Source organism: Sediminicola luteus (assembly GCF_002514735.1).
In the GTDB taxonomy this organism is placed as follows: domain Bacteria; phylum Bacteroidota; class Bacteroidia; order Flavobacteriales; family Flavobacteriaceae; genus HQA918.
Map to the genome: position 1 here is coordinate 1,135,692 of NZ_NBWU01000001.1, position 26,229 is coordinate 1,161,920.

Below are 26,229 nucleotides of genomic sequence, written 5' to 3' on the forward strand. Positions count from 1 at the left end.
AATCTCTTATGGGTAAGGTTGTTTTAAATAATATCAGGGTATATGCATATCATGGTTGTTTACAGGAAGAAGGCGCAATCGGTAGCGATTATAGGGTAGATCTGACCATTTACGCCAACCTTAGAAAACCAAGCCAGACCGATCAATTGTCCGATACGGTAGATTATGTGCACCTGAATAAAATCGTAAAGCAAGAAATGGCCATACGATCTAAACTTTTGGAACATGTAGCCCAACGAATCAGCGATCGTATTTTTGCCGAAATTGGTAAGGTAAATGCCATAGAAGTCTCGGTATCAAAGGTAAATCCGCCCATTGGTGGCGATGTTGAACTGGTAACCGTAACCCTTAGCCGAGAAAGAAGTTGATTTTTCTATTAAAAAAGTAGATAAATACTATATTTGCAGCCCTAAGGCATCGTGGCCGAGTGGCTAGGCAGAGGTCTGCAAAACCTCGTACAGCGGTTCGAGTCCGCTCGATGCCTCAAATTAGAAACCTGACAGAATCCTATTCTCGTCAGGTTTTTTTATTGGCACCGCCAATTAGGGTTTAATACTTCAAGGTTAGCATCGAAATATAAATCTTGTTTTCTTCGGTTGCCTCGTGTCCCAATGGCTATCGAGATTGCACCGGGATAGTTTATTCGTGTTCTTGGATCATTTCCAACCCATCTTGAATATTGAGTTTATCCTTGGGTAAAAATCCTTTGGTTATCAATACTACCCCACAAATGATAAGTATAACGGCCAAACCACGTTTTACCCAAAAAATACGGGCCGGGGTCAGGTACCGTTTTAATTGTTTAGCCAATACGATCTTAATGAGGTCGGTAATAAAATAGGCACCCAACATACTACCGAAAAATACCAACATACGATTCGGTTGGTTATCGAGACTGGGTCCCACGACAATGATAACCCCTAGCCAAAACACCAAAACACCAATATTGATAAAGTTTAGCAGAAAACCTTTTACGAACAGACCCAAATAATCGTTTCGGGTTACCTTAAAACTGGTATTGGCTTCTTTGGCCGCCCTTTTTTTAAAGGTTACGATACCATACAATAGTAAGATCATACCCCCAAAAACATAAAGACCGGGTTGGTTACTCAGGTTCTCCAACAATTGGAAGGAGCTGAAATATGCTATCAATAAAAAAATGATATCCGCTATAATAACCCCAAAATCCAACGCTATGGCCGCCCTTGCCCCTTTGATGGCACTGGTTTCCAACAACACAAAAAATACGGGTCCAATCATAAAGGCCAATAATACCCCTAAAGGAATCGCGGCCTGGATATCATCTATCATACTACATTCGGGTAATCTTACCGCCAAATAGGGTTTTTTCGTCCATTTTATCGGGGTTGCCGTATACTTTTACATTACCCCCGGCCTTAACGGTGACCTTTACATAATCGGTGCTGTTAATCTCGGCCAAACCTCCGGCATTTACCACCACGGTAGTAATCTGGGTGGCCAGTTCCTTACCTAAAAAACGACCTCCGGTATTAATGTTAATATCTTGGTTGGTAGCGGTACCACTAACGGTTACCTCGCCTCCGGTTACAGCTTTAATAATCAATTGTTCCAAATCGGCCCCTATCTCACATTCGCCCCCTTCTTGGGCCTTTATCTCCAATACTTTTTGCACAATTGGTGCTTTTGTAGCGATGCGGGCATCTTCATTTACGTCTAAAACGTTGATCTCTTGTTTGTAATATAGATCTACGAAAGTGCGATGGCCACTAAAAATCTTGTCTATATCCATTCGGATCTTTAGGTTACCGTCTTTGTTTATGACCGACACCTTTTTGGCATCGTCGCCTGTGATCACCACTTTATTCACATCCGAAGGTATCAAGGTTATAGAGAGTCCGTCGAAAACCTTCAGTTCGGCAAAGGCCCCTATTTCTTGGGTAATTTTATCGCTTTGGGCCACAAGTTGGGTACTTAGTACCAAAGCGAAAACAAGTAGAATATGTTTCATAATATGTTGGTTTTATAGGGTTTAAACCAATTCGGTAAACGAACCAAATCTTTAAGGTCTACCCAAACTATTCGTAGCTGTATAAGCAGAAATGGTGCCAAATATGATCATTGCGAATTAGCACAATTAATACGGACAGCACATTATAAAGTAAAAGTACGGATTGTTTGCCAAATAGGGTGCTACGGTAGGCCTTCAGAAAACGAAAAGAGGGATAACTTAACCTTTTGGAAAAGTGATTCTTTCTAATATGGAAATTTGAAATTTTACTGACTGCTCATATTGGCAGGAAAAACCTTTTAAAACAAAAAGCCCCGCTAAAAAACGGGGCAGATAGAATTATATTTTGAAAATTATCATTCCTCAACCGGTCGGCCTATCAAAGAAAAGTCGAGGTGGCGTTTGATCAAATCGGTGTTTTTTACCATAACCAGAACTTCGTCGCCCAATTGATATACCCGGTTCGAATGTTGACCCACGATGGCGTATTCGGACTCGTCGAAAACATAGTAATCATCTTTGATATCGCGGATTCGGATCATGCCCTCACATTTGTTTTCAATGATTTCTACATAAATACCCCATTCGGTAACGCCCGAAATTACCCCTTTGAACTCTTGATCTTTATGGTCTTCCATAAATTTGATCTGCATGTATTTGATAGAGTCCCTTTCGGCATTGGCGGCCAAATTTTCCATGGATGAGGAATGTTGGCATTTTTCCTCATATTGCTCCGCATTAGCGGGTTTACCACCATCGAGATAATGCTGTAACAAACGATGTACCATCACATCCGGATAACGACGTATAGGGGAGGTAAAATGGGAGTAATAATCAAAAGCCAAACCGTAATGCCCAATGTTTTGGGTAGTATATTCGGCCTTGCTCATGGTTCGTATGGCCAGGGTATCGACCATATTCTGTTCTTTTTTACCTTTTACATCGTGTAATAATTTGTTCAAAGAACTACTTATACTCGATTTGTCGCGCAGGTTTAAACTATGTCCGAATCGGTGTACCAATCCGTTTAGCGCGGTCAATTTATCGATATCGGGTTCGTCGTGTACCCGGTATACAAAGGTATGTGGGGGTTTGCGTTTACCAATATATTCGGCCACTTTACGATTGGCCAGTAGCATAAACTCCTCAATCAATTTATTCGCATCCTTCGATTCCTTAAAATAAACCCCGGTAGGGTTGTTGGCATCGTCCAATTGAAAACGTACCTCTACCTTATCAAAGGAGATAGCTCCTTCGCCCATACGTTTTTTACGCATGATCTTGGCCAATTTATCCAAGGTCAAGGTCGCTTCTACGATAGTTTCATCTACGGTATAGGCACCTTCATCACGTATGGAAATATCGAAAGGGATCAAACCTTTGCCACTTTCAATGATCTGTTGTGCCTCTTCGTAGGCAAAACGTTCGTTGGAATTAATAACCGTACGTCCGAACCATTGATTCACTACCTGTGCGGCCTCATTCATTTCAAAAATGGCCGAAAAGGTATACTTCTCTTCCCGCGGACGTAAGGAACAGGCGTTGTTCGATAGTATTTCGGGCAACATGGGTACCACACGATCTACCAAATAGACCGAAGTAGCCCGTTCATAGGCTTCATCGTCTAAAATAGTACCGGGTTTTACGTAATGCGAAACATCGGCAATATGGATTCCAATTTCGTAATTTCCATTCTCCAGTTTTTGAAAAGAAAGGGCATCGTCAAAATCCTTGGCATCCTTTGGGTCAATGGTAAAAGTAAGTACCTCGCGCATATCGCGGCGTTTGGCAATTTCTTCTTCCTTTATACTGGTATCGAGTTTATTGGCAAAGTCTTCTACCTCGTAAGGGAACTCATAGGGTAGACCATATTCGGCCAAAATGGAATGGATCTCGGTATTATGTTCACCGGGTTTACCGAGTACCGAAAGTATTTTTCCGTAGGGCGAATCGGTATCTTCTGGCCAACTGTATACGTCTACCAATACCTTATCGCCATCTTCGGCATCGCCCAAATTGTCCTTGGAAACGAATATATCGGTATACATACGGTTATCCATCGGACGTACGAATCCGTAATTACCGTTAAGTTCCAATATACCAACAAATTTGGTCTTCTTACGTTCTACCACCTTGGTAATCTCACCTTCGGGCCGTTTGCCTTTGGTCTTCGGATATACATAGACCTCAACGGTATCGCCATGAAAGGCACGGTGGAATTTGTTGGCAGGTATAAATACATCTTTTTCCAACTCTTCTACGATAACAAAGGCATTGTTACCCCGAGTGGTAATATCTATTTTACCCGTATAATGGGTTATCTTTTCGGCAATGGCCTGGTACTTACCGCGCTCTACTTCCTTTATGCGGTCTTTGGCCACCAATTGGCCCAATCGCTTAATCAATAGGTTTCTACCGGCGGTATCTATAATACCGAGTTTTCCGGATATCTGTTTATAATTAAAGGTTTTTGAAGGCTGTTTTTCGAGAACCGTGAAAATTCCTTTCGTAATCTGGTTCTTCAAATGGTTATTGGCCCGTTTCTTTTTTTTGGACATCTACTGTATTTCTTAGTTCGAAAATAACTGATTTTACGATCAACTAAGACCTAACCCATTTTATCAAATCGAAAAGAAAAGTGAATTCATATATATAATAACTTTCTTTTCTTCTTTTTTAAAAAAATTAAAAATGATGGGTATTATAGGGTGTTGATAGTGGATATAAAATATGGATTAAAAGCTTGCTTTTTTGATGCGTGTCGCTTTATGAACGATCTATTTACGTAAGTTAAGCGAATTGGGATGTCAGCATCAGGCTTTTATAAAGTTTATCCACAGTTGTTGATAACGAAAACCGTTGTTTATTTTTTGAAAATTTAATGTAAATCTACTGTTAATTATTGGATCTTGCCTTTTGATATCTTTCGAAAACTGGGAATAAAAACCGTTGTGATACCACGGATTTATTTCGTAAGGCGGAATTTTTGGTAAAAAACAAAATATTTTGATCGGGTTTTTATCAACAATCCCTTAACATTAGGTTCATATCAAAGGGCCTTTAAAACCAAGGCTTTGTAATCTTATCAAAAATTGTTCTTTTGGGTCAAGATAAGGGCTTCTTCAGGTGAATTCGTATTTTTGTTGTCAATCCCTAAATATTGTTTGTAAACCCCAAGGAAGTTGTATCCTTGTCCCCAAAACCTAACATTATGAAGATAGCCATTGGCAACGACCATGCCGGAACCGATTATAAACTAGCCATTATAGGTTGGCTTAAATCCATGGGAATGGAGGTAACCAATTATGGTACCGATTCCGTTGATAGCGTTGATTATCCCGATTTTGTACATCCGGTGGCCGAAGATGTGGAAAATGAAGTAGTAGATTATGGTATAATCATCTGCGGAAGTGGCAATGGTGCCAGTATGACGGCCAATAAACACCAAAAAGTACGTTCGGCCCTATGTTGGAACAAAGAGATCGTGGCCTTGGCCCGTTCGCATAATAATGCCAATATTTTAAGCTTGCCCGCACGTTATATTTCATTGCCCCAGGCCTTGGATATGGTAAAGACCTTTTTTGATACCGAATACGAAGGTGGCCGACATGATAGGCGACTGGCAAAAATGCCTTGTAAATAAAAAACTTGTAAAGGAGCCTTCGGGTTCCTTTTTTGTTATTTGGAATTCGATTACATTTAGTCGGATATACAGCTTTAATTAATCCCTACCCTAATAGATCGGCATGTCCCATACGGATCACCATCACCATCATTCGCATAGCAAGTATTTACTGTTCACCATTCTGTTGAATATGGTTATTACGGTGGCCCAAGTATCCGGGGGCTTGTGGTCGGGTAGCTTGGCCTTATTGTCAGATGCCCTGCATAACTTTTCAGATGTACTTTCGTTGGTTATCAGTTATGTGGCCGAAAAATTGGCGAAACGCAAATCGACCCGAACCAAAACTTTTGGGTATAAACGGGCCGGAATATTGGCGGCCTTCATCAATGCGGCAACTTTACTGATTGTAGCCCTGATCTTGATCAAGGAGGCCATAGAACGTTTTCTGGAACCTCAATTTATAGATAGTACATGGGTCATTTGGTTATCGGTGGTGGCCATTGTCGGAAACGGACTCAGTGTTTTCCTATTGCACGATGGGGCCGATAAAAACCTGAACATGAAATCGGCCTACCTACATTTACTGACCGATATGTTGGCCTCGGTAGCGGTATTGGTTGGTGGCTTGTTAATGAAGTATTTAGGTTGGTTTTGGGTAGATCCGGTACTGACTTTGGCCATAGCGCTTTATCTTATCTATGTAGGATATCAATTATTGGTTTCGGCAACCAAAATCTTAATGTTGTTTAGCCCAGAGCATATCGATATTAACCAATTGGTAAAAAAAATTACCGCTTTGGATGGGGTGGCCAATATACATCATATCCATCTTTGGCCCTTGAATGAAGACGAGTTGCATTTAGAAGCCCATATAGAAATGGATATCGATTGCCCTATTTCGCAACTCAATGCCCTTCACGCAAAAATCAGTAACCTACTATTGGTTGACTATGGTATTAACCATGTGACATTACAACCTGAGTATGGCCGAGAAGGAGATAAAAATATAATCGTACAAGATTAAAAGCTTAAGCGTAATGACAGTAAATAAATCGGAAATTCTGGATTTGGAAAATCGTTTGCTTCAGGCGATGAAAACACAAAACCTAGCCGAAATGAATGCCTTGTTACATGAAGATCTTTTGTTCGTAATCCCGACCGGGCAAATCATGTCCAAGGCTATGGAGTTGGAAAATATAACATCTGGGAGGGTACAATTACAATCGGTAAGCGTATCCGATCATAAAATCGTTTGTTTGGGCGATACGGCTTTGGTCTCCGTTAAAATGCTACTCAAAGGTACCTTTGCCGACCACCCCATCGATGGGGAATACCGCTATTTTCGAACTTGGAAATTGTTTGGTACCGATTGGAAGCTTATTGGCGGAAGCGGCATGGCCCTCTAAAAAAATCGGCCCTACGGGCCATTTAACAATATTATAAATGCGTTTTGAAACTAAAACCTTTGAAAATCTAACTAAAACCGAATTGTATACCATACTGCAGTTGCGCTCAGCCGTTTTTGTAGTGGAACAAAACTGTGTGTACCAAGATATAGATGGCAAGGACCAAAAAGCCCTGCATGTATTAGGTTATCACGAGGATACTTTGGCAGCCTACACCCGTATTTTTGCCCCGGGGAAATATTTTGACGAGGTAAGTATCGGTAGGGTAGTGGTACACCCAGAACATAGGGCCTTTGGCTATGGTAAAGATCTGATGCTGGCCTCTATCGAAGCTTGTAAAGCTGCCTTTGGAGGGCAGCCCATAAGAATATCGGCCCAACAATATCTACTCAAATTCTATAACGAACTCGGTTTTACCGAAACTGGGGAAGGCTATTTGGAAGATGGTATCCCGCATGTGAATATGGTGTTTTCATTTAAATAAGAGATAATAATGAACAAAGCCCTGCTGATTATAGATATGCAAAAAGGGTCTTTCACCCCTAAAACCCCTAGATTTAGGACTAATGAGGTAGTTGATAACATTAATATTTTGGCCATGGAATTCCGAAGTTTACATTGGCCTGTGGTAGTTATACAACATGATGGAACAGGTAGTGGGGAGTTCGAAAAAAATGCATCCGATTGGCAGAATTTGGATACTCTAAACCTAAAACCAGACGATGTTTATATTGATAAATATGCCAATGATGTATTTTACCGATCTAGACTTCAAGAAGTTTTGCAAAAATCTGGGATTTCCCATTTGTTCATAACCGGTTGTGCCACGGATTTTTGTGTTGAGTCCAGTATTCAGTCTGCTTTGACCAAGGATTTTCATGTAACCGTGGTCGAAGATGGGCATACCACCGGCGATAGGCCACATCTTTCCGCTAAACAAGTGATAGACCATTACAATTGGGTATGGCAACATATGCTTCCCACGGCCGGGGGAATTGAGGTGTTATCGACTAAAAATATCTTAAGGACCCTATAATTGACGACCTGTACTTAACTGATTTATGTATTGAAAATTTACCACAAGGATATGAAATCGAAATTGTTGTTATCTGTTTTAATGCTATTGGCCATAACGTTAAGATCTCAAGAAATTGAGCCATCAAAAACCACTATTAAAGTACTAAGCCTAAATATTTTGCATGGGGCCACTACCCAGGGCAATTTTGATCTGGATGTTATCGCACAGCTGATTTTGGATGCCGATCCCGATTTTGTGGCCATGCAAGAGGTCGATTTTAAGACCCGTAGGGCGAAGGGTTATGATCTTATGACCGAATTGGGTTGGCGCACTAAAATGGCCCCGATTTTTGGCAAGGCCATGGCCTTTGATGGGGGCGAATACGGCGAAGGGATCTTATCTAAACATTCTTTTCTAAGTAGTCGTAACTTACCCTTACCCCATAGCCCCAATGCCGAACCAAGAACTGCCCTGGAAACCCGGGTTCGGTTAAATGCTACCGATACGATCGCCTTAGTGGGTACCCATTTCGACCATTTACCCGATGGTGGCGATCGAAGGGCCCAGGCCGCCCAGGTAAATGCCTATTATAAAGACACCAAGCTACCCACCATCTTGGCCGGTGATCTTAATGCCCTGCCCCATAGCGAGACCTTGGCCCTATTGGAACAGTTTTGGACGCCAGCTTATAAGCCCAAAAAAGCCGAACCTACTTATCCATCGGACAATCCTTCCAAAAAAATCGATTATGTCTTGTTTTACCCTAAAAACCGATGGCGGGTCGTAGCCACAGAAGTAATTCAGAATAGTATCGTTTCTGACCATTGTGGGTATTTGGTTACTTTGGAGTTGCTTCCTGAGTAAATGTGAATAAGTAGTAGGTTTTTAGCAGTATACAGGGAAGTTTGTTCATTCGAAAATGTTATCTTGATTCCAAGAATGGGATCCCATTATGAACCAACCGCCAACCCGAAATTTATGGATTGAAAAAGGCTACGAACAGTTTGCCCTTTTTGGTCCGGAATATCTCAGTATAAACCGACTAAGTAAAGAATTGGTTCTCTCCAGAGCCACCTTTTATCATCATTTCGGGGATATAGAGGGGTATATTGAAGCCATTTTACAGACCCATAAGGCAGCGGCCAAACAGTTCGATTCTTGGTGCAAAAAAGAATGTAACCAGTTTTTCCCGGACATCTATGTGCATTTAAGTCAGGCCAAAATCCCTTTTCTGTTTACACGACAAATGTTCCTACATCGTCATATACCCTTGTATGAGGCTACCTTTTTAGAGGTATTCAAAGCTTCTTCCGACACCTTTGCCCTTGATCTTTTTGCCCAACAATTCGATTTACCCCGTAATGCCGAAAATACCTTTAAACTATGGATAACGGTTTGTGAGGCCTGGTATTCGCGCATAGATCCCGAAGACCTATCTACTGAGAGTATGATGGCCCTTGGTAAAGAGGTGTTGGCCTCGGTTTTAAGTTTGAGCCCCGAGAAATTGCATTATTTGAATTAGCGGAACCCCGATTCTCCCAGTCACTATATGCTCTGGTTAGACAGGGCTGTCTAGAGCCGCTCAAGCGTTTGGGATAAATTTGTTAATACCTCCAATATTCCTTGCTATGAGACACTTAATTTTCTGTTTTACCATTGGCTTATTTTCCTTGTCGTGCCTGGCCCAATCCGCACCTAAATATGCGGCTGAGGTACCCCAGAACATTCTTACTCCAGATCAGGTAAACACCAAATTGTTGGGTGAATTGGAGTTTTTTGATGGTATGCCAACTGAAGAAACAGTAAACAAAGCTTACGACTTTATGACCGTTTCCCGTGCGGCCAATCTTTTTTTAGATGGGATGCCTGCTGCTTCTCTTTATGCTATGTTGGAAGGCTTGAAACAAGCCGGCCTGGAAGCTGGTGATATAGGAACTTTCGAAAAATTGATGGATGCCCGAACCCTGTTTTTAACGGCCAATTCAAGTACGCCCTATATTGTAGGTGAAATCGATTTGAAAAATGGTCCGGTGGTGCTCGAAATAGCCCAACCGGCCCTCGGTTTTGTAAACGATGCCTATTTTTTACATGTGGCAGACATCGGTCTTACCGGAGAAGATCAAGGAAAAGGGGGTAAGTACCTTTTTTTAGGCCCGGATGATGCCGACCAAAACCGAGAAGGCTATATTACGGTTAGATCCCGGTCTTACCGCAATTGGTTATTGTTACGATTGGTTTCCCAACCCGAAGAGGCCCAAGCCGCAATGGATCTTTTTCGATCTACCTTTAATTTATACCCTTTGGCAGAGGCCCGTACCAAACCCAAACAACGTTTTGTAGACCTCTCTGGGCAGCGGTTCAATACCATACATGCCAATGATTTCGATTTTTTCAAGGAATTGGATACCGTGGTTCAATATGAGCCGGCTTCGGCTTTTACGCCTGAATTTTTAGGGAATTTGGCAGCGGTCGGCATCAAAAAGGGACATAAATTCGACCCGGACCCTCATACCAAAAAACTTTTGGAAGAAGGTGTAGCCATTGGTAATGCCATGGCCAGGGCCATAAGTTTTAGTCCGCGGAACGAAAGCCAGTATTTTTATCCGGACCGAAAGTGGTATTCCTCCCTAACCAGTGGGGCCCACGATTTTGTTAACGAAGGGGCCATCGTGCTCACCGATCGGGTAGCCTTCCATTATTTGGCAACGGGTATTACCCCCGCCATGGCGGCACCGGCCGTGGGAACGGGATCGGTATACGCCTTTGCGGCCCACGATGCCCAAAACCAATTTCTCGATGGCGGAAAAACCTACCAAGTAACCTTGCCTGCCCCCGTACCTGCCAAAGATTTTTGGTCTTTTATGGTGTATTCTACCCAACACCGATCCATGCTGGAAACCGACCAAAAATTGGCTGGACTCGATAATTTATCGCCAGACGTTAAGCCGAATAAAGATGGTTCGTATACCGTGTATTTTGGCCCCAAAGCCCCCAAGGGGAAAGAAAACAACTGGGTACAGACCATTCCGGGTAAGGCCTATTGTGTGCTTCTCCGCCTGTACGGCCCCCTGGAACCTTGGTTTGATAAAAGTTGGAAACCGGGCGATTTTGAGCTGTTGAAGTAGGGTTTTACCCCTTACACATGCTGATCTACCAAGATCATATTCCCGTCGGGATCGGTAACCACAAAACTACCGGGCCCTTGGGTGTTTTCGGCTACTTTAGAGTTAAAATCTAGGCCTTGGGACTCTAAATGTGCCTGAATGTCCCGTACATCGTCAAATTGATCTTGTTTCTGGGCGTTTTCGTCCCAGCCCGGATTAAAGGTAAGGATGTTGTTTTCGAACATACCCTGAAAGAGGCCCACTAGGGCATTACCGTTCTTTAAGATCAGATAGTTCTTTTCTTCTTGGCCGGCAAAGACCGTAAACCCAAGTTTTTCATAAAATGCCTTGGATACCTGTAGATCCTTGACCGCTAAACTCATGGAAAATGCACCTAGTTTCATATCTATCGTTTTTGTGGTTTGTTTAAAGTTACGGGTTTTGGGTTTAAAAGGATTGTTATACATACCTTTACACATACCAACTTATTATTTTTATGGAAATAGACTTAGCCGATTTTTCTCCCACGCTTTTTCTTTCCCAAGTTTTGGCCGTTCTTCATTTAACGCTTTGCATGTATTGTTTGGTTGAGATATTTAGAAGCCAAAATAAATCAGAAAATAAATTTTTATGGGTACTTATTGTGTTCTTTATCCCCTTAATTGGTTCCCTAGTTTATATAAACAGGAGTCGTATAAACAATACTAATACCTATTAAAATCTCTTAGGAAGATAGAGGTAACCCCAACACATAATACCCCAGGTTTTTCCCATTTCTTTTTTTGGCTTTTTCCATGGTCCAGGTATAGCCTGCTTCAGCTGGGGGCAATATACTTTTTAGGTCGTCAAAGGTATAGGTACGCATGGTAGAGGCTTGTCCGTCCCAGGCATATACCAAGGGTATTATGGGTATCAAATAGGTAAAGACCACTTGTTTCCACCCCAAGGGTTTTACGAAAAGGGTCATGATCAAGGCCATGACGATTAAAATACAGAGCGATAGGGGTAACAATAGCCACCATAGCCAGGTGGGTACAAAGTTTTCGCCCATTTCATATATCAAAAGAGGTTGACGATTGTCTTGGGCCGAGGCCAAGATCTTTCGGGCCATAGGGGGCGACATATGGTGAAAAGAGTTTACCATGGTTTTTAACCCACCAGGAACCTGGTCAAATTGGGTGGCGTCTACGGCATCTGGGTGATATCTTAGATAGTCGAGCCCTTTTTTGTTGATGTAGCTAACGAATTCCGGATGCGGGTGTAGGTCGGTCAAAAGCAGCTGTACGGACTCTGTTTTATGCTGCCATTGTTCCATGACCAGGGGCATGGCCCCGCCTGAACCCGAACCCAAATCGGTAATTTGGGTAAAGGGATAATGTTGTCGTACGTTTCGTAACAGATCGATCAAAACCGCTGGGGTACCCAGCATTTTATGCAATACCACAATCAGATGGGTACAACTGGTCCGAATAGTTTTGGGTAACCAGTCGTAATCTTCAAATTCAAAGAGTTCAATACGTTTCATGTTTAGTTTTTGAAAGATGGATTTTTGTGCTTTTTCAATTGGTACAACGCATAAGAGGCCAAACCAAGCTCGGCAAAAGTGCCCCAGAAAAATAGGGCCGATGGCATACCGTCTAAAAGCAGACTAAGTAATCTGCCCAGACCTAACCCGCCCATAAAGAGTATCAAACTATAGGTCGCGGGTACCCAAAAGTTAGGTTTGATCATACCTGAATACCAGAGGTAACAACAACCTAGGTACAGCCCCATTTGTGCTCGGAATATATTCGGAACATCGTTTTGGGTAAAGAGAATATCCAAATATCCACATGAGGGAAAGGAAGGTAAAAGACCATAGCCCAAGGCCACAGGGACAACCACTACCAAGGCCGCAACGAGATGGGCATTTTTGGTTGTATTCGATGTGATATTTGACATAAAAAATTGGGTCTGGTTTTTACAAAAGCCGACGCATTGGTTTGAAAATAGCGGACTATATAAAAATACGAAACACTACTAAAAAACTGTATATCAAAACCTTATTTGTTTAACTGCTTCAAAAACAAACTAGGTGGTTTGTGAAATCTGAAAAATATAACGTTTAAAAAAGTCGTTTGGCGACCTTTTTTGCGACTAAATAGTCTAGTCTTAGAATAATATTGATCGGTCTCTCCGCTTTATGATGGGTGACATAGAAATAACCTTCGGTTTTTCGGCATAATCCAGGCCATGTATGTAGTCCTGGTTGTTGTTCTATATCGTGTAAAAAGGAGCCTAGAGTATGTGGCCCTATGTTATGGGTTTTCAATGACCCAATGAGTTTTTCCCGGTTTACGAAATAGAGGTTACAGGCGGTGAACACATCATCTTCATCGCTATAGATGGAGGTCACCAAAGCGTAGAATTCAGTTGTTTTAAGGGGATCGAACAACCAACCTGGTTTGGTTTTACCATACAATTGGTATTGTAGTTCAAAGGCGAAGGTGGGTAGGGATTCGTTCAGGTAGTCGAGCTGGGCCTTTTCATCTACGGCATAGCTTTTTCCGGATGTTTTATGGATCAGTTCTAGGTCGATACCCGCTTTTTGTTTTTTAGTACTCCTAATCCGTTTAAAGTGATATAGGCGGAGGTATTTCCGGTATTGGGAATCCAAGAATTTGGCCAAGGCGCGCTCTTTATGCAAATCGTCATAAAAAGTGCTCTTGGCTTCCATAGGGTCATTCTTTAAGTCGTTCCAATAGGGTCTGGGCCATTTGTTCTACAATGCCGACCACAAGGGCATTGCCCATAAAAAAGGCCCGTTTGGCATCGGTAATTCCCGCCAATTCGGTATGGTGATCGGGGAACATGTTCAGGCGTTCGAGTTCTACCGGGGTCAGCCGCCGTAATCCCTTGCCATCGTGTACCACATGCTTAAAACGCGAAGGGCCTTTACCACCCTCACCGGTAATAATGGTCCGCGAGGGCATATCCAAGGGATCTGGGAAACGCATGGCCCCTTCACTATAAAGATAGTCAAAACCGGCCTTGGTCTTTCGGGTCTCTTTTTTGGCCCCTTTCATGTACTCCCATTTGGGTACACTTTCGGTGGTTAAATAAAAACCTTCATCAATAGGACCGGCTTCCAAGATATCGGACAATACGGTACGATCGCCCATATAATGGGGTTGGGTCTTTAACGAAAACACCTTTCCGTTATGGTATAGCCCACTGTTTAAAAAGGGTGAGGTTTTCCCTTTTTTATTGAATCCGTTGGAGAGTGATACCAAGTCGCCTTTTAGTGAAAAGTGCGATTTCCCTTCGTGTTTTTCAAGCAGGGGGAAGCTTTGGGCGAATAGTCCTTCTTGAGTTATCCAGTTTTCAGGATTTGCCGTTATCATGCTTTCAAATAAGGGTGATGAGGTATGATAGGCCAGAAAAAAAATGCGCCTGCGGCGCTGGGGCATACCATAATCTGCCGCATTAATTACCCGCCATTCTACGGCATAACCCAGTTCTTCCAAGCTTTTGAGTATGATGGCAAAATCGCGACCACGTTGTTGGGCCGGCGATTTTAGTAAGCGATCTACGTTTTCGAGAAACAGGTATTTGGGTTTGTTTTCTTTTTCCTTAAGGATGCGGTGTATACTCCACCATAGCACCCCTTTTTTACCGATAAGGCCTTTGGAATTGACCAAAGAAGTGGCTACGGAATAGTCTTGGCACGGAAAACCACCCACCAGCATATCGGCATCCGGAATAGCGGCCGTGGGTACCGAGGCTATGTCTTGGTTAGAATGTTGCTCCGATCCAAATCGGGCCTCATACACCAAGGAAGCATGTTGGGTTTTGGTCGAAGGCTCCCACTGGTTGCTCCATACGACACGGAAGCCCTCGGTTTTTTCCAAGCCCAATCGAAAACCACCGACCCCGGCGAAAAGTTCTATAACATCCAGTTTTGCCATTGCAGGCAAATATATCGGATTCCTTTCAAATGGTTAAAACCTAAACTAATCATATAAGTCCTTCGGATCCGCCGCTGCCAATTCCGAAAAGAAACCGGCCAGCTTTTGGGTCAGATCTTTAAAAAAGCGCTGCCCTTTTTCGGCCGAGGCCGCTTTGGGGTCGCCAACACCGGTATCAGCACTTATGGCCGACCATTCGCGCTCCATCCAGGCCCAGCCTTCTTGGAAACCTTGGATTTTATGTTTTTTTTCGGCCCCGTTTCCGGCGGCTTCCAAGGGTAAAACCAAATCGGGACGTAGGTGCATAATCAAACTGCTCTCCATTTCATCGGCATGGTCCCCGGGTTCGTCAAAATAGACACTGCGATCCATGCTTTTAAACCAATGGCATTCCGCCAACAGCATTTTTGGGAATACGAGCCCCAATTCGCGTAACATGGTCTTAAAACTATTGCCGCCATGACTATTGAATACCAACAATTTATGTACCCCTTGGCGATCCAATACGGTTATCAGATCTTTTAAAATGGCCTGTTGGGTACTGGGGTTTAGGTTCATATCAAGAAAAATATCGGATTGGCCGGTATTTACCCCAAACGGAATGGTGGGCAGAACAATGACCTTACCTCCAGCCTCATGGGCGATCCTCGCGGCCTCAATGGCGATTTGTTCGGCCTCTATATTGTCGGTGGCATAGGGTAAGTGGTAGTTATGGGCCTCTGTGGCCCCCCAGGGCAAAATGGCCAAGTCGAATTGAGCGTCTTTTAGGTGTTTCCAGTTGGTCTCGGCCAATACATAGGGTCGTATCATGCTTTTTGGTTTTGGGTAATGGTTTTACGATGCATTTTACCCCAGTTCGATATTTCGTTTATCAAGGGTTTTAAGGTTTGGGCATATGGGGTTGCTTCGTATTCTACGGTAATTGGTTTGGTGTTTTTTACCGTTCTGGTAACCAGCTGGTTTATTTCCAATTCATGAAGATCGTTGGAAAGCTTTTTGGCGCCAATGGCCCCTAAAGATCTTTTGAGTTCCATAAACCGCATAGTTCCCAAATACAATAAATTGCCAATGATTTGAATCTTCCATTTTCCAGATAGGAGTTCCATGGTATCTGAAATGGCCAATATTTCCTTGGTACATTCAGATACACTGAAATGATCTGTCATTTTTTTCATACTAAAGCGATATAAGTTTCTTTAGGAATAGTTAGTTTCCTTTAAGAAACAGATAGTAAAAGTAAACCATCTGCGGATTAACTTCGTCCTATAAAACATTAAAATTGTTATGAAGAAAAACAAGATCGTATTTTGGGTAAGTACTTCCATCGTAGGGGGTATGATGGCATTTTCCGGATTCAATTATTTCAGTTCTCCCGATATGATGGCTGCATTTACCCATTTGGGTTTTCCTGACTATTTTAGAATGGAATTGGGAGTGGCCAAAATCTTGGGCGGATTCGCTTTATTGTTGCCATTGGTACCTAAAAATATAAAAGAGTGGGCCTATGCCGGCTTTGGTATTACCCTGATTTCCGCTATAATCGCACATATGGCCATGGGCGACCCCATAAGTATGGCAGTGGCCCCGGCCGTATTTCTGGGCTTATTGGCTGTTTCCTATATATTTTATAAAAAAAACCATGGTGTAAAATAGCCTAGGCATTGGTGGGTTGGCTCTTGTAAATATATACTGGGTTATTTTTATAAATGGTCTTTTTCCAAGCCCGCATCCCATTACGTTCGGCCACTTTTTGCGAGGGTAGATTCGTTAGGCTTATAATGGAAACAACATAAGGCACTTGGGCCTGTTGTTTGGCCCATTGCATACAGGCTTGGGCCGCTTCGGTAGCAAAACCTTGACCCCAGGACGAAGGGAGCAACGAATAGGCTACCTCCAATTCGGTATTCCCGTCTATTTCTTGGACCAATAGTCCGGCATAACCCAGTAAGCGGTCCGTAGTTTTTTCGTAAAGGGCATTCATTCCCCCTTGTTTATGGCTTACTCGCCAGGCTTGTTTTTTGAACCATTCCGAACAGCTTTTTTCCGGATGGGAAATAGGGGGTTCCCAATACCTAGAAGTGGCCGGATCTTGGAAAAAGGGCAACCAGTCGTGGTATTGGGTTTTGGCATCGCAGCCCATAAATCGAATACGTTCGGTTTCTTGTCCGCTTAGCAAATACATGGCGGCAAGTTAGTTATTTTAGGTTGAGGTTGGGGCTGAAGGCATGTGAAGTTCCAAAGGCTATTGGGCCAGTTGATTCGATACCAGTATTTTGAGTTCGGGCAAGACTTCTGAACGAAACCAAGGGTTTTTAGCCTGCCAAATGTTGTTTCTTGGGGAAGGATGGGGCAATACGAAATGTTTTGGTAAAAACTCCCTAAAATGGGCCACGGTGGTGGTTAAAGTGCGATGTGGGTTTGGGGCGAGGTATTGTTTTTGGGCATAGGCACCGATTAAAAGGATTAGTTCTAAATGCTCCATTTGTTCCCAAAGCAAAGGATGCCATTTTGGGGCACATTCAGGTCTGGGGGCCAGGTCGCCCGATTTTCCCTTTCCCGGATAACAAAAGCCCATAGGGATCAAAGCGAAATTATCTGGATCGTAAAATTGGTTTTCAGTAACACCCAACCAACTTCTAAGGGTTTCCCCGCTTTTATCGTCCCAAGCTACACCGGTTTTATGTACAACACTTCCCGGGGCTTGGCCAATAATCGCAATTTTACTTTGGGCTGAAGCCGCCACAATGGGCCTGGGACCCAGGGGTAGATCTTCACATAACCGACAGGCCTTAATGTCTTGTAGTAAGGATTTCATCTAAAATGACTTTGGAATAGGATGATAAGACAACAGGACGGCCCTTTAAGGACCCTCCCGTTGTTAACAACCCATGAAGTTACTCATTTAACCTATAGACGGGCAAAGTGAGTTTTAACCCTTCTTTAAAGCGGTATCTTAGTTATAGGTCGCTTTAAGGTTTTTCCAATTGTTATTGGCCGTATTGACCAGTTTTTGGTGGTTCTTCTCGTTCAACCATAATTCTTGGGCATCTAATTCGATATTGTAGAGGTATAGAAAATACTTTCCATCCTTCACAATGAATTTATTGGGATCGGGCCTAAACTTGGCCCCGGCATACACCCCAAAGGCACAATAACCACCGTATTGGGGTAGGTACTTTTTCGGGTTTTTGTCAAAGCTAGCCTTCTGTTCGGCCGAGGTAAAATAGTACACCACTTTTTGGTACTCCGATTTGTAGGCCTTGTTGCCTTTTTGGGCAATGCCCAAATCTAGATAAGATACCGGGCTATAACCGGCCAATGCGATATTACTATTGTCGATATTGAAGGCTTTTTTGTCTTGGGCAAAAGCGGTAGAACCCACGAATACTAGTGCCATAATGGCAAATAAGGATACTTGTTTCATGATGAATTATTGAAAATTAAATGTTGAATTTTTGTTGGGATAATACCCTCCGTTAGGGGTTAGACTTCGCTACTTAGGGCTACTACCAAGAATACCACGGCAGCGTTTACCCAGTAGTAGTAGGCATCCAGACCTGAGAAACCGGCCGCAAAAGGTAGGATCATAAAGGTGATGGCTACCAAGAGATCAATAGCCAAATGACCTTCAAACGGAATGGTGCGTAGCAAACCTAGTTTATAATCGGTAAGTAGGCTGGCGGCTATTACGGCAATTCCTGTGAGGATCGAAAACCAAAGCGCCAAGGGTGCGCTAGTTCCTAGATTTAGCAGGAATGGGGCAGCTATAAGGCCTAAACCGGCCGAATAATCGGCTAGGCCGTGCATAGTAGGGTTAATAAAACGTAAGGTCATGATTAGGCTTTAAAGTAGGTTTCGGAGACAACTTTTCCGGCTGCATTCCATTGGCGTTTAATAATCTCGTGCCAAAGAATGTTTGAACCATCCTTCATTTCGAAATCGAAGGTGAACTCAGAGGTTGAGGTGTTTCCATGGACTAAGCTGTTATGATGGGTAATACCCCTTACCGTGGCTATAGCCCCTAAGAAGCCCTCCATTTTTTCAACCATTTGGGCCTTTCCCTGGGTCTTTACACCACTGAAATCGGAGGTAATGGCGTTGGCGTCGAAAAAGCGGTTTACGGCTTCTACCATGGCTCCTTCTGTTACCAAGGCGTCAATTTGTGTTACTTGTTGCTGTATGTTCATCTGTACATTGTTTTGATTTACAAGGCAAAGATGCGATGCTATAAGCGCTTAAAGGGTACACATTTGGAGCCGTTTCTGGTACTTTTTTTAAATCGGAAACCCCTGGCTATAAAAAGAAACCGTTTGATACTAGCCTATGTATTTTGTTTGATTTCTAAATACTGTGATGGACTTTTACCCATGTGTTTTCTAAAAAAAGCCGAAAAATGGTTGGCTTCGGCAAAACCCAAGGCAAAAGCTGTTTCTTTAACGGTGGCCCCTTGCGTTAAGAAAGACTTTGAAGCCGACAAAAGTTCGTAACGAATAAGCTGACCCAAACTGGTTCCAAGTTTTTCACGCACTTTTTTCTCCAAGGTTTTTACCGATATATGCATTTCTTCGGCATAAAATTGGGTTTGTCTATGTTGGTGGTAATGTTGTTGTAGCAAGGCCATTAGGTCATTAATAAAAGTGTCGCGTTGGGTATAATCGAATTGTTTGCGGAAAGATCGTGGACTCTGGCCCATAAGCTTTTTAAATTGGCGGTTAAAGTAAGAGGGGTCTTTAAATCCCATCTCATAGGCTACTTCCTGTACGTGCATATCGGTAAATGCCAAAGCTTTCTGACTTTCCAACAACCGTTTGTTGCCCAACATTTTTTTTACGGAAAGACCTATTTTGTCTTGAAACAGTTGTTGTACCGAATATCCTCGGGCCTGTATCAGGGCCACAATATCGGTCTGGCTGATGTGGTTGTTGAATTCGGTATCGATAATCTCCTTAACGTCGAATATAAGATGGTATTCCTCTTTTTCCGCTTCAAAGGGGTTTTGCCAAAACCATTGTTTGGTAGAAATATCGATTATATCACTGGGGCTGTGTTGTAGATCGACCATGTCTAAATACTTTTGGCAGTCTACACACTCGGCAAAATTGATGTAACCCAAAGAAACCAGATGTTTAAATAGTACCCGCACTTCCTTGTTCCTAAAGTATTCGGCTTCTTCGAATTCGATGCGCCTTAACACAAAACCTTCGGATAAAAACCTGATGTATTGCCCTTTTTCGAGATAGATGATCTTGTCTTGCCAATCCAGATAATTTTTAAAATCGACCTGTATCGGCCCTTTCCCTTCCAAAATATGAAAGAGCGTATAAGTATTGATAAAATATACGGTATGCGCCTTGGGCTCGAATTTGGTGACCATGCTTGGGTTTTCTATTTCCTTAGACGTGAATTTACCACGGGTATTACGTCCCAAATGAAGTATAAGGACTAGTCAAGTGTATTACTGGTTTCTAGAAAAAGCGCGTCACTTTAAGGGACTTTTCTGCCTTTGGTCGACGAACTTGTATGCTGCTACTAAGTTGTTTTTTTGGAAATTGGGACAAAAAACGTATTTGGTGGAAGAAGTGTTCTATTTCACCGGATCCATTCCTACATATGTAAGAAGCAAGCTAATTTTATGGGTCCAACGCTAACCTACACCAGTTATGAAAGATAAAACGCTCATGTACGGCCTTTATGGCATTTTTGCACTCTCTTTCCTCTCTTTGCTTTTGGCCACCTATAGACATTTAAATGGGGAAGATGCCATGGATGAGGGATTTATAGAGGCCTTTTTGTTCGCCGCCTTAAACATTGGTATAGCCGTTTTTCTCGCCATTGTTATAAAACTGTACTATAACCAAAAAAAATAGGGTATCCCTTATTTTGTGAATTGGAACCTTACCAATACAGGTAGGTGATCCGAAACCTGTAGCCCGTTCCCCCGGCGTTCGTCTATATGTGATTGTTGCAATACCTCAATGTTTTTCGAAGTGAAAATATAATCGATACGGGTAGCCGGACGAACCTTTTCCTTAAAACCATTGAACGTACTCGTGGGGCCGGATGCGATATTGTCTACAGCCAACCTACTGTCGCTTAAATGTTGGCTTAATAAACGTATGGCAGGTGAATGGGGTTTGGCGTTCAAATCGCCCATCACAATTACCGGTTGCGCCTCGGTATTTAGTGCGGTTACCTTATCTAAAATGACCTGAGCCGATTGTTTTCTGGCTTCGGCACCCCTATGGTCGAAATGGGCATTGAATACCCAAAAAACGATTCCATTGTTCTTTTCTTTAAGCTGGGCATAAGTACAAATGCGCTCCATGGCGGCATCCCAGCCAACGGAAATACTGTCGGGGGTAGGGGAAAGCCAAAACGTACCAGAGCTTTTTAGCTCGTATTTTTTAGGGTCGTAAAAAATTGCCGAAAACTCTCCTTTTTCTTTGGCGTCGTCCCTACCCACACCAACATAATCATATCCCAAACCGTTTTTTAAGGTCTGTACCTGATGTACAAGGCCTTCTTGAATACCTAAGACACCTGGGGCATAGGATTGGATCAAACTGATAAGCTCGGCTTTTCTTTGGTGCCAATTGTTTTCAGCATCTTTCGGGTTGTCGTAGCGAATGTTATATGACATTACCGAAATTTCTTGGGCGTAAACAGTACCCAAAGCAAGTAGTAAAATTGAAAGGAGTAATTTTCGGAACATAGTTTTGGTTTAGCTATGCACAAAAATAAGTAAGTAGCCCAATTATAAGGTTACTAAGGTATTAATTTGCCCGCTTTCAAAGGCTAGTCCTTCTTTTAGAAGGGAAGTGGTTATGTTAAAGATGCCTAAATATGCATACTGTTATGTATGAAAACCAAAAGGTCAATCTAATTTTTCATAGCTGAGCAATTCTTCTCCCCCTACATCCAAAAAGGCCAACTGACTACCCTGAATACGGTATTCGGTAATATGCTCGAGGGTTAGGGCATAGGTCTTTAGCGCTTCGGAATCGCATTCTTTTTGAGAGCTGATAAGCTTCCCGAATGCAATTTTAGAATCGCCTAGGCCCATGATTTTCCCATAGAGGTTTTGACAGGGATTTTGTCCTAGGATTTGCTTTTGAGGAATATTAATTTCCATGGACAGGGCTTCTTGACTAGTAGCTAAAGGCTTGCCTTTTATGGCTTTAAGCACCCACTTGTTATGTAGGGCCACTGCCGGATCTCGTTGCTTATCGACCACCTTGATCAATTTTAAACGAGTGTTTCTTTCGCCATAGGCATCCGTTGTGCCTTCACGTATTTCCCATAGCATAAGCTTGTATCTGTAGCCAGGTTCAAAATTGAATCCTTCTATGCTTTTGGGTAAGGCGTTCCATTGATCAAAGGCCCATCGATTACCTTTTTGATAGGCCAGGCAATTGCCATTTTCAGAGATGCTACAGTCCATTTCTTGGCTATTTACCCAATAGAAATGCTTGGTAGAAACATTTTGTAAATGTCTACCCGGAGAGCAACCCCAAAGAACGGCCATTACCAAAATAACGGTCATTCGGGTTAGGTTGTGCTTCATGATGTTTACATAATATAAAACTTGTCGGGCCTTATGGGTTCCGGCAGATCGTCTTCACCCAATAATTCCCTAATATTTATTTCAATGGTCCGTGCAATAGAGCTAACCGCCGTATCGGTTGGGCGGTTCTCAAACGGGTCCTGAATATCCATAGCTACCTGTTCCAATAAGAAAAACGGTATCGATATCAAGACCGATAACGGTATTTCCAGATCATAGGGCATACTCGTTAAAGAAAAGCCCAACAACAGCAAGAACAAATAAATGAAAAAGCGCATGGTCCATCTATAGGTTTTTGGAAAGGAGGTATTCTTAATACGTTCCGCTTTCCCCATAGAAGCACACAATCTAGTCAAGGTATCTTGAAGCGCGATTTCTTGAAAGGTATTGATTTTTCCATCACGTACCAAATGGCTTATTTCTTTGGCTTGTAGGTCTATTAGTCCAAGTGCCGGATGTTTGGCAGTTTTTAAGTGCTTCCACTCTTCTTGGTCTAACAGGGCTTTTTCGCCCTCTAAAATTTCAGTTTTACGTAATTGATGGCCTACGGTATAACACCAGGCTATCTGCCGGTACGACAATATTTTAATACTGTCGTGTTCTTTGGGTAAAAATGATTTTAGTTGTACCACCCAGGTACGGCTATCGTTCACAATGGCCCCCCATATCTTTCTAGCTTCCCACCAGCGATCATACGATTGGCTTAACTTAAAGGATAAAATTAAGGTTATGGCCGTACCCATAAATGCGGGCACCGAGAGGTTCAGTGTAATTTCTTGGAAATATTGAGATACCTTATCCAAAGTGAGGGTAAAGATGGTAATGGTCAACAATTCCCATCGGATCATTTTGAATAGATAGCTGATCGGTATGCGTTTCTCTAATATCATCTATCAAGCTGATGTCATAAATATACGGTATCCTATGAAAATCGACTAGGGCTTATCCAATAAAATACCTATCATGGTTTGTATCCCTTCCTTAAAATTGCCCAGTCTTAGGTTTTCGTTCGGACTGTGCTGGTTGTTGTCCTTCTGTACCGTGGGTACCCCAACTGCCGGGATGCCTAAGGTATTGACAAAAGGAGCAATGGGAATAGACCCGCCAGACATACGAATCATGACCGGAGGTTTCCCAAAAGTTTGTTTCAACGACCTAAATAACCAAGTACCCAAACCGGTATCGTAATCGGTACGGAATGCCGGATAGGATATCTCGTATTCGAACCGGGCGATTTTAGCAAATTGCAGCCTTTCTTCGCGTGTCGGTTCTTTGGAGGTTAGGAAATAACCTTGTGCTTTAATATAAGAACGCACTTTTTCGATAAGTATTTCAGGTTGCGATTCAGGAACCAGTCGAATATCGAGTTCGGCCTTGGCCCAAGCGGGTACAATGGTACGTGATTTTTCGTTGACCCAGCCCGATTGCAACCCTCGTATGTTTAATGATGGGTATTGTATTGATTCTTGATAATAACTACCCACACTATCAATAGCCGCGATCTGTAGTTTTTGGCGAATATAGTCTTCATTATCAGGTACGGCCCTTAAATGCGATTGGGTTTCGGGCGTTAAAGAAACCCCATCGTAAAAGCCGGGAAGTAACACGCGGCCATATTCGTCTTTCATACCGGCGAGTAATTTTGACATGCGCAAGGCCGGGTTAGGGGCGTAGTTACCAAAATGCCCGCTATGTTGGGGTACTATGGGACCGTATGTGGTAATACCCACCGTGGCTATCCCTCTGGCACCAAAAAGTAAAGTGGGTTGGTTAGAAACATGCCTGGGGCCATCGAAAATTACCATCATATCGGCGGCCAGTAGGGCTCTATTGTCCAATACGGCCTGGGGTAAACGTGGCGACCCCAGTTCCTCCTCAAAATCCATGATAACCTTAATATTGAACTTGGGGCGTAGGTTTTTTTCGGCCAATACATCTAATGCGGCTAAAAACATGACCACCGGCCCTTTGGCGTCGGAGGCCGAACGGGCAAAAACGCGCCATTCTTCGTCATAACCCTTATGGGCAGATTCCCATGGAATTTGTTCATACCCTCCCTGTCCGGTTGGTTTTTTTAGTACAGGTTTATAAGGGTTGGGTTGGTTCCATTGGGTAGTGTCTACGGGTTGCCCATCTATTTGCAGGTAAACCAATACGGTGGGCGCCTTTTTATCGTGTATATATTGGGCCAATAACAAAGGTGATACCGAGGTAGCAATTCTTTGGGTATGGAAACCGCGTTGCGAAAACTGGGCCTTACACCATACCACATTGGGTTCAATTTGCTCAGGATAGAGGGCATCATTAGCAATGGAGAGAAAATCGCGCAATAAAGGAAGCGATTTTTCACTGGCAGCTTGGGCATCAGATTCGTAGCGCGGTTGGGCCCAGAGTATACTTATACCTAGACAAAAAAATAAAATCCCCGATTTCATATATCTTTAGTTAAGAAGGTTTCTTACGGATAAAGATAAAAATGAAATCGGGGATTTCGAATGGATTTGTGTGAACGGATCAGTCTACGGTAACATAACCCCAGTTCTCACCTGTTTTGATACGGTATAATTGCATTTCGGAAATACCGAACTGTTTGGCGATCATTTTTAAACGGGTTCTACGGTTGGGATCGTTCAGTTTCTTTTTAATCAGTTTTACCTTGGTCTCGGTAAGTTTTGAATAAGAAACTTTAGAAGCCGCTTCGCGCCATGCCGGATTACTCAGTTGATGGTTTTCCTTTTCTTTTCGGGTAACCCATTTGAGGTTATCTACATGGTTATTCGTCTTGTCGTAGTCTTTGTGGATTACGTACTTCTGTTCGTCCGAATCTTTTTTGATAAAGTGTTGGGCCACCAGTTTATGTACATAGCGGGTAGTAGTCTTCTTTGAGACTTGGCGCACCGTAAGTTTAAGGTAACCACCTATGTACGAAGGTTTTGCCAAAGTGTTCTCGTCTGGGTCGATTTTGCAATTAAGCACTCGCCCGTAGTTCGAGATTTTGAATTTTTCGTGTTTCGAGATTTTCTCGTCGAATAGAATGGGCTTCCATTCCTCGTTCCAATAACTTTTGATCATTGTAATGGGTTTAGTGTTTAGCGTTATTTAATAACCAAGCTTCGGAAAAAGAATACATAAACGCCAATTCGTGTATCGCTTCTCCCAAAAACAGGGAACTTCAATATGTTGGTAGACGGGGCTTGGTTCGTATCAAATAGAATAGTTGGATTCGAAATAAATAAATACGCTCAAATCGTGTTAAAAGCTTCTTGATACGTGACTATTTATTGTAAATCGTAACCATTTTTATTGGATACGTGGCTAAAATAAATATTTTTTTAATAAAATGATTAAGCTTACCACCTATTTGTTATACCAAAGGCCAGAAATAGCCCAATAATTCAAATAAATGTGCGTAAATCGCGAATACTCGTATACAAACGTAGCATTTTCGTTATCACTTTGACTACAATTTTGATAAAAAGTAGGAAAAATAAGACAAAAAGTTGATTTTTAAGTTTTTAGGAAAAAAGGAAGGAAACGACGGCAAATGGCGATAACTAAGGCTGTTGGAATGTTAG

Annotated in this window: 33 protein-coding genes and 1 tRNA gene; 13 read left to right on the top strand and 21 right to left on the bottom strand. The window is 42.6% G+C overall.

Translation table 11 applies throughout. The features are described from left to right. Nucleotides 1-8 precede the first annotated feature (8 nt). On the top strand, nt 9-368 hold the full coding sequence (folB, locus tag B7P33_RS11550) for a dihydroneopterin aldolase (RefSeq protein ID WP_097442116.1): 360 nt from the start codon (nt 9-11) through the stop codon (nt 366-368). Nucleotides 369-413: 45 nt separating this feature from the next. Further along, nucleotides 414-484, top strand: a tRNA-Cys gene (locus B7P33_RS11555). 155 nt (nt 485-639) lie between these two features. On the opposite strand, the gene B7P33_RS11560 is transcribed toward B7P33_RS11555, so the two are convergent. The 3 genes from B7P33_RS11560 to rnr form a co-directional block, all read right to left on the bottom strand. Further along, nucleotides 640-1,311: a LysE family translocator gene (locus B7P33_RS11560; RefSeq protein ID WP_097442117.1), complete on the bottom strand. Its 672-nt coding sequence runs from the start codon at nt 1,309-1,311 to the stop codon at nt 640-642. 1 nt (nt 1,312) lies between these two features. Continuing rightward, nucleotides 1,313-1,990 (bottom strand): head GIN domain-containing protein, encoded by a 678-nt coding sequence (locus B7P33_RS11565; RefSeq protein ID WP_097442118.1) that lies wholly within the window; start codon nt 1,988-1,990, stop codon nt 1,313-1,315. A 356-nt stretch (nt 1,991-2,346) separates the two neighbouring features. Further along, nucleotides 2,347-4,548 (bottom strand): ribonuclease R, encoded by a 2,202-nt coding sequence (gene rnr, locus B7P33_RS11570; RefSeq protein WP_097442119.1) that lies wholly within the window; start codon nt 4,546-4,548, stop codon nt 2,347-2,349. A gap of 653 nt (nt 4,549-5,201) precedes the next feature. Here rnr and B7P33_RS11575 point away from each other — a divergent pair. The 8 genes from B7P33_RS11575 (at nt 5,202) to B7P33_RS11610 (ending at nt 11,164) form a co-directional block, all read left to right on the top strand. Next, complete coding sequence (locus B7P33_RS11575) at nt 5,202-5,633, top strand: RpiB/LacA/LacB family sugar-phosphate isomerase (protein WP_097442323.1); 432 nt, start codon at nt 5,202-5,204, stop codon at nt 5,631-5,633. 103 nt (nt 5,634-5,736) lie between these two features. Beyond that, on the top strand, nt 5,737-6,639 hold the full coding sequence (locus tag B7P33_RS11580) for a cation diffusion facilitator family transporter (protein WP_097442120.1): 903 nt from the start codon (nt 5,737-5,739) through the stop codon (nt 6,637-6,639). Between the two features lie 13 nt (nt 6,640-6,652). Continuing rightward, nucleotides 6,653-7,021, top strand: a complete 369-nt coding sequence (locus B7P33_RS11585; RefSeq protein ID WP_097442121.1) for a nuclear transport factor 2 family protein — start codon at nt 6,653-6,655, stop codon at nt 7,019-7,021. Nucleotides 7,022-7,058: 37 nt separating this feature from the next. Further along, nucleotides 7,059-7,505, top strand: a complete 447-nt coding sequence (locus B7P33_RS11590; RefSeq protein WP_097442122.1) for a GNAT family N-acetyltransferase — start codon at nt 7,059-7,061, stop codon at nt 7,503-7,505. A 9-nt stretch (nt 7,506-7,514) separates the two neighbouring features. Beyond that, on the top strand, nt 7,515-8,057 hold the full coding sequence (locus tag B7P33_RS11595; protein ID WP_216359381.1) for an isochorismatase family protein: 543 nt from the start codon (nt 7,515-7,517) through the stop codon (nt 8,055-8,057). Between the two features lie 51 nt (nt 8,058-8,108). After that, nucleotides 8,109-8,903 (top strand): endonuclease/exonuclease/phosphatase family protein, encoded by a 795-nt coding sequence (locus B7P33_RS11600; RefSeq protein ID WP_097442124.1) that lies wholly within the window; start codon nt 8,109-8,111, stop codon nt 8,901-8,903. Between the two features lie 88 nt (nt 8,904-8,991). Further along, nucleotides 8,992-9,561: a TetR/AcrR family transcriptional regulator gene (locus tag B7P33_RS11605; protein ID WP_097442125.1), complete on the top strand. Its 570-nt coding sequence runs from the start codon at nt 8,992-8,994 to the stop codon at nt 9,559-9,561. Nucleotides 9,562-9,667: 106 nt separating this feature from the next. Then, nucleotides 9,668-11,164: a DUF1254 domain-containing protein gene (locus tag B7P33_RS11610; protein ID WP_097442126.1), complete on the top strand. Its 1,497-nt coding sequence runs from the start codon at nt 9,668-9,670 to the stop codon at nt 11,162-11,164. An 11-nt stretch (nt 11,165-11,175) separates the two neighbouring features. Here the strand turns inward: B7P33_RS11610 and B7P33_RS11615 are convergent, their stop codons facing one another. Then, on the bottom strand, nt 11,176-11,547 hold the full coding sequence (locus B7P33_RS11615; protein WP_097442324.1) for a VOC family protein: 372 nt from the start codon (nt 11,545-11,547) through the stop codon (nt 11,176-11,178). 170 nt (nt 11,548-11,717) lie between these two features. On the opposite strand from B7P33_RS11615, the gene B7P33_RS19835 reads away from it, so the two are divergent. Then, nucleotides 11,718-11,861: a PLDc N-terminal domain-containing protein gene (locus B7P33_RS19835; protein ID WP_394341531.1), complete on the top strand. Its 144-nt coding sequence runs from the start codon at nt 11,718-11,720 to the stop codon at nt 11,859-11,861. Nucleotides 11,862-11,867: 6 nt separating this feature from the next. Here the strand turns inward: B7P33_RS19835 and B7P33_RS11625 are convergent, their stop codons facing one another. From B7P33_RS11625 to B7P33_RS11650, 6 genes are all read right to left on the bottom strand, one after another. Further along, a complete protein-coding gene (locus B7P33_RS11625; RefSeq protein ID WP_097442128.1) occupies nt 11,868-12,668 on the bottom strand; it encodes a hypothetical protein in 801 nt (266 codons plus the stop codon). Between the two features lie 2 nt (nt 12,669-12,670). Continuing rightward, complete coding sequence (locus B7P33_RS11630) at nt 12,671-13,084, bottom strand: DUF4345 family protein (RefSeq protein WP_097442129.1); 414 nt, start codon at nt 13,082-13,084, stop codon at nt 12,671-12,673. A 163-nt stretch (nt 13,085-13,247) separates the two neighbouring features. Next, a complete protein-coding gene (locus tag B7P33_RS11635; RefSeq protein WP_097442130.1) occupies nt 13,248-13,859 on the bottom strand; it encodes a hypothetical protein in 612 nt (203 codons plus the stop codon). A gap of 4 nt (nt 13,860-13,863) precedes the next feature. Beyond that, nucleotides 13,864-15,090 (bottom strand): DNA (cytosine-5-)-methyltransferase, encoded by a 1,227-nt coding sequence (gene dcm / locus B7P33_RS11640; protein WP_097442131.1) that lies wholly within the window; start codon nt 15,088-15,090, stop codon nt 13,864-13,866. Nucleotides 15,091-15,135: 45 nt separating this feature from the next. Further along, on the bottom strand, nt 15,136-15,900 hold the full coding sequence (locus B7P33_RS11645) for a creatininase family protein (RefSeq protein WP_216359382.1): 765 nt from the start codon (nt 15,898-15,900) through the stop codon (nt 15,136-15,138). Beyond that, nucleotides 15,897-16,265 (bottom strand): winged helix-turn-helix transcriptional regulator, encoded by a 369-nt coding sequence (locus B7P33_RS11650; RefSeq protein ID WP_097442132.1) that lies wholly within the window; start codon nt 16,263-16,265, stop codon nt 15,897-15,899. Before B7P33_RS11650 ends, B7P33_RS11645 begins: the two co-directional genes overlap by 4 nt. A gap of 109 nt (nt 16,266-16,374) precedes the next feature. Here B7P33_RS11650 and B7P33_RS11655 point away from each other — a divergent pair, with 109 nt between their 5' ends. Further along, a complete protein-coding gene (locus tag B7P33_RS11655) occupies nt 16,375-16,743 on the top strand; it encodes a DoxX family protein (RefSeq protein WP_097442133.1) in 369 nt (122 codons plus the stop codon). 1 nt (nt 16,744) lies between these two features. Here B7P33_RS11655 and B7P33_RS11660 read toward each other — a convergent pair whose 3' ends face one another. The 6 genes from B7P33_RS11660 to B7P33_RS11685 form a co-directional block, all read right to left on the bottom strand. Then, nucleotides 16,745-17,272 carry a GNAT family N-acetyltransferase gene (locus B7P33_RS11660; protein ID WP_097442134.1) on the bottom strand — a complete coding sequence of 176 codons (528 nt, stop codon included), beginning with the start codon at nt 17,270-17,272 and terminating at the stop codon, nt 16,745-16,747. Nucleotides 17,273-17,332: 60 nt separating this feature from the next. Further along, a complete protein-coding gene (locus B7P33_RS11665) occupies nt 17,333-17,905 on the bottom strand; it encodes a uracil-DNA glycosylase family protein (RefSeq protein ID WP_097442135.1) in 573 nt (190 codons plus the stop codon). A gap of 138 nt (nt 17,906-18,043) precedes the next feature. Next, nucleotides 18,044-18,514 (bottom strand): YHS domain-containing (seleno)protein, encoded by a 471-nt coding sequence (locus B7P33_RS11670; RefSeq protein WP_097442136.1) that lies wholly within the window; start codon nt 18,512-18,514, stop codon nt 18,044-18,046. Nucleotides 18,515-18,573: 59 nt separating this feature from the next. Beyond that, the gene (locus B7P33_RS11675; protein WP_097442137.1) at nt 18,574-18,924 is read right to left on the bottom strand and encodes an SPW repeat domain-containing protein; all 351 of its coding nucleotides are present in this window, start codon (nt 18,922-18,924) and stop codon (nt 18,574-18,576) included. A 2-nt stretch (nt 18,925-18,926) separates the two neighbouring features. Next, nucleotides 18,927-19,277: a hypothetical protein gene (locus tag B7P33_RS11680; protein WP_097442138.1), complete on the bottom strand. Its 351-nt coding sequence runs from the start codon at nt 19,275-19,277 to the stop codon at nt 18,927-18,929. A 134-nt stretch (nt 19,278-19,411) separates the two neighbouring features. Further along, nucleotides 19,412-20,464 carry an AraC family transcriptional regulator gene (locus tag B7P33_RS11685; protein WP_097442326.1) on the bottom strand — a complete coding sequence of 351 codons (1,053 nt, stop codon included), beginning with the start codon at nt 20,462-20,464 and terminating at the stop codon, nt 19,412-19,414. A gap of 286 nt (nt 20,465-20,750) precedes the next feature. Here B7P33_RS11685 and B7P33_RS11690 point away from each other — a divergent pair, with 286 nt between their 5' ends. Beyond that, nucleotides 20,751-20,957, top strand: a complete 207-nt coding sequence (locus B7P33_RS11690; RefSeq protein WP_097442139.1) for a hypothetical protein — start codon at nt 20,751-20,753, stop codon at nt 20,955-20,957. 8 nt (nt 20,958-20,965) lie between these two features. On the opposite strand, the gene B7P33_RS11695 is transcribed toward B7P33_RS11690, so the two are convergent. From B7P33_RS11695 to B7P33_RS11715, 5 genes are all read right to left on the bottom strand, one after another. Then, nucleotides 20,966-21,802, bottom strand: coding sequence for an endonuclease/exonuclease/phosphatase family protein (locus tag B7P33_RS11695; protein WP_097442140.1), 837 nt, complete (start codon nt 21,800-21,802; stop codon nt 20,966-20,968). Nucleotides 21,803-21,964: 162 nt separating this feature from the next. Beyond that, nucleotides 21,965-22,654 (bottom strand): DUF4377 domain-containing protein, encoded by a 690-nt coding sequence (locus B7P33_RS11700; RefSeq protein WP_097442141.1) that lies wholly within the window; start codon nt 22,652-22,654, stop codon nt 21,965-21,967. A 5-nt stretch (nt 22,655-22,659) separates the two neighbouring features. Next, nucleotides 22,660-23,544, bottom strand: a complete 885-nt coding sequence (locus B7P33_RS11705; protein ID WP_097442142.1) for a bestrophin family protein — start codon at nt 23,542-23,544, stop codon at nt 22,660-22,662. A gap of 45 nt (nt 23,545-23,589) precedes the next feature. Further along, a complete protein-coding gene (locus B7P33_RS11710; protein WP_097442143.1) occupies nt 23,590-25,089 on the bottom strand; it encodes a M20/M25/M40 family metallo-hydrolase in 1,500 nt (499 codons plus the stop codon). 79 nt (nt 25,090-25,168) lie between these two features. Beyond that, complete coding sequence (locus B7P33_RS11715) at nt 25,169-25,726, bottom strand: HNH endonuclease (protein ID WP_097442144.1); 558 nt, start codon at nt 25,724-25,726, stop codon at nt 25,169-25,171. Nucleotides 25,727-26,229: the final 503 nt, after the last annotated feature.

Coding starts and splice junctions, on each gene's coding strand:
- B7P33_RS11645 (WP_216359382.1), bottom strand. CDS start 15,900: ATGATACGACCCTATGTATTGGCCGAGACCAACTGGAAACACCTAAAA.
- B7P33_RS11625 (WP_097442128.1), bottom strand. CDS start 12,668: ATGAAACGTATTGAACTCTTTGAATTTGAAGATTACGACTGGTTACCC.
- B7P33_RS11635 (WP_097442130.1), bottom strand. CDS start 13,859: ATGGAAGCCAAGAGCACTTTTTATGACGATTTGCATAAAGAGCGCGCC.
- B7P33_RS11560 (WP_097442117.1), bottom strand. CDS start 1,311: ATGATAGATGATATCCAGGCCGCGATTCCTTTAGGGGTATTATTGGCC.
- B7P33_RS11595 (WP_216359381.1), top strand. CDS start 7,515: ATGAACAAAGCCCTGCTGATTATAGATATGCAAAAAGGGTCTTTCACC.
- B7P33_RS11580 (WP_097442120.1), top strand. CDS start 5,737: ATGTCCCATACGGATCACCATCACCATCATTCGCATAGCAAGTATTTA.
- B7P33_RS11650 (WP_097442132.1), bottom strand. CDS start 16,265: ATGAAAAAAATGACAGATCATTTCAGTGTATCTGAATGTACCAAGGAA.
- rnr (WP_097442119.1), bottom strand. CDS start 4,548: ATGTCCAAAAAAAAGAAACGGGCCAATAACCATTTGAAGAACCAGATT.
- B7P33_RS11615 (WP_097442324.1), bottom strand. CDS start 11,547: ATGAAACTAGGTGCATTTTCCATGAGTTTAGCGGTCAAGGATCTACAG.
- B7P33_RS11575 (WP_097442323.1), top strand. CDS start 5,202: ATGAAGATAGCCATTGGCAACGACCATGCCGGAACCGATTATAAACTA.
- B7P33_RS11685 (WP_097442326.1), bottom strand. CDS start 20,464: ATGGTCACCAAATTCGAGCCCAAGGCGCATACCGTATATTTTATCAAT.
- B7P33_RS11715 (WP_097442144.1), bottom strand. CDS start 25,726: ATGATCAAAAGTTATTGGAACGAGGAATGGAAGCCCATTCTATTCGAC.
- B7P33_RS11670 (WP_097442136.1), bottom strand. CDS start 18,514: ATGAAACAAGTATCCTTATTTGCCATTATGGCACTAGTATTCGTGGGT.
- B7P33_RS11705 (WP_097442142.1), bottom strand. CDS start 23,544: ATGATATTAGAGAAACGCATACCGATCAGCTATCTATTCAAAATGATC.
- B7P33_RS11565 (WP_097442118.1), bottom strand. CDS start 1,990: ATGAAACATATTCTACTTGTTTTCGCTTTGGTACTAAGTACCCAACTT.
- B7P33_RS11680 (WP_097442138.1), bottom strand. CDS start 19,277: ATGAACATACAGCAACAAGTAACACAAATTGACGCCTTGGTAACAGAA.
- B7P33_RS11710 (WP_097442143.1), bottom strand. CDS start 25,089: ATGAAATCGGGGATTTTATTTTTTTGTCTAGGTATAAGTATACTCTGG.
- folB (WP_097442116.1), top strand. CDS start 9: ATGGGTAAGGTTGTTTTAAATAATATCAGGGTATATGCATATCATGGT.
- B7P33_RS11660 (WP_097442134.1), bottom strand. CDS start 17,272: ATGTATTTGCTAAGCGGACAAGAAACCGAACGTATTCGATTTATGGGC.
- B7P33_RS11700 (WP_097442141.1), bottom strand. CDS start 22,654: ATGAAGCACAACCTAACCCGAATGACCGTTATTTTGGTAATGGCCGTT.
- B7P33_RS11610 (WP_097442126.1), top strand. CDS start 9,668: ATGAGACACTTAATTTTCTGTTTTACCATTGGCTTATTTTCCTTGTCG.
- B7P33_RS11600 (WP_097442124.1), top strand. CDS start 8,109: ATGAAATCGAAATTGTTGTTATCTGTTTTAATGCTATTGGCCATAACG.
- B7P33_RS11605 (WP_097442125.1), top strand. CDS start 8,992: ATGAACCAACCGCCAACCCGAAATTTATGGATTGAAAAAGGCTACGAA.
- B7P33_RS11585 (WP_097442121.1), top strand. CDS start 6,653: ATGACAGTAAATAAATCGGAAATTCTGGATTTGGAAAATCGTTTGCTT.
- B7P33_RS11590 (WP_097442122.1), top strand. CDS start 7,059: ATGCGTTTTGAAACTAAAACCTTTGAAAATCTAACTAAAACCGAATTG.
- B7P33_RS11655 (WP_097442133.1), top strand. CDS start 16,375: ATGAAGAAAAACAAGATCGTATTTTGGGTAAGTACTTCCATCGTAGGG.
- B7P33_RS11630 (WP_097442129.1), bottom strand. CDS start 13,084: ATGTCAAATATCACATCGAATACAACCAAAAATGCCCATCTCGTTGCG.
- B7P33_RS19835 (WP_394341531.1), top strand. CDS start 11,718: ATGTATTGTTTGGTTGAGATATTTAGAAGCCAAAATAAATCAGAAAAT.
- B7P33_RS11675 (WP_097442137.1), bottom strand. CDS start 18,924: ATGACCTTACGTTTTATTAACCCTACTATGCACGGCCTAGCCGATTAT.
- dcm (WP_097442131.1), bottom strand. CDS start 15,090: ATGGCAAAACTGGATGTTATAGAACTTTTCGCCGGGGTCGGTGGTTTT.
- B7P33_RS11695 (WP_097442140.1), bottom strand. CDS start 21,802: ATGTTCCGAAAATTACTCCTTTCAATTTTACTACTTGCTTTGGGTACT.
- B7P33_RS11665 (WP_097442135.1), bottom strand. CDS start 17,905: ATGAAATCCTTACTACAAGACATTAAGGCCTGTCGGTTATGTGAAGAT.
- B7P33_RS11690 (WP_097442139.1), top strand. CDS start 20,751: ATGAAAGATAAAACGCTCATGTACGGCCTTTATGGCATTTTTGCACTC.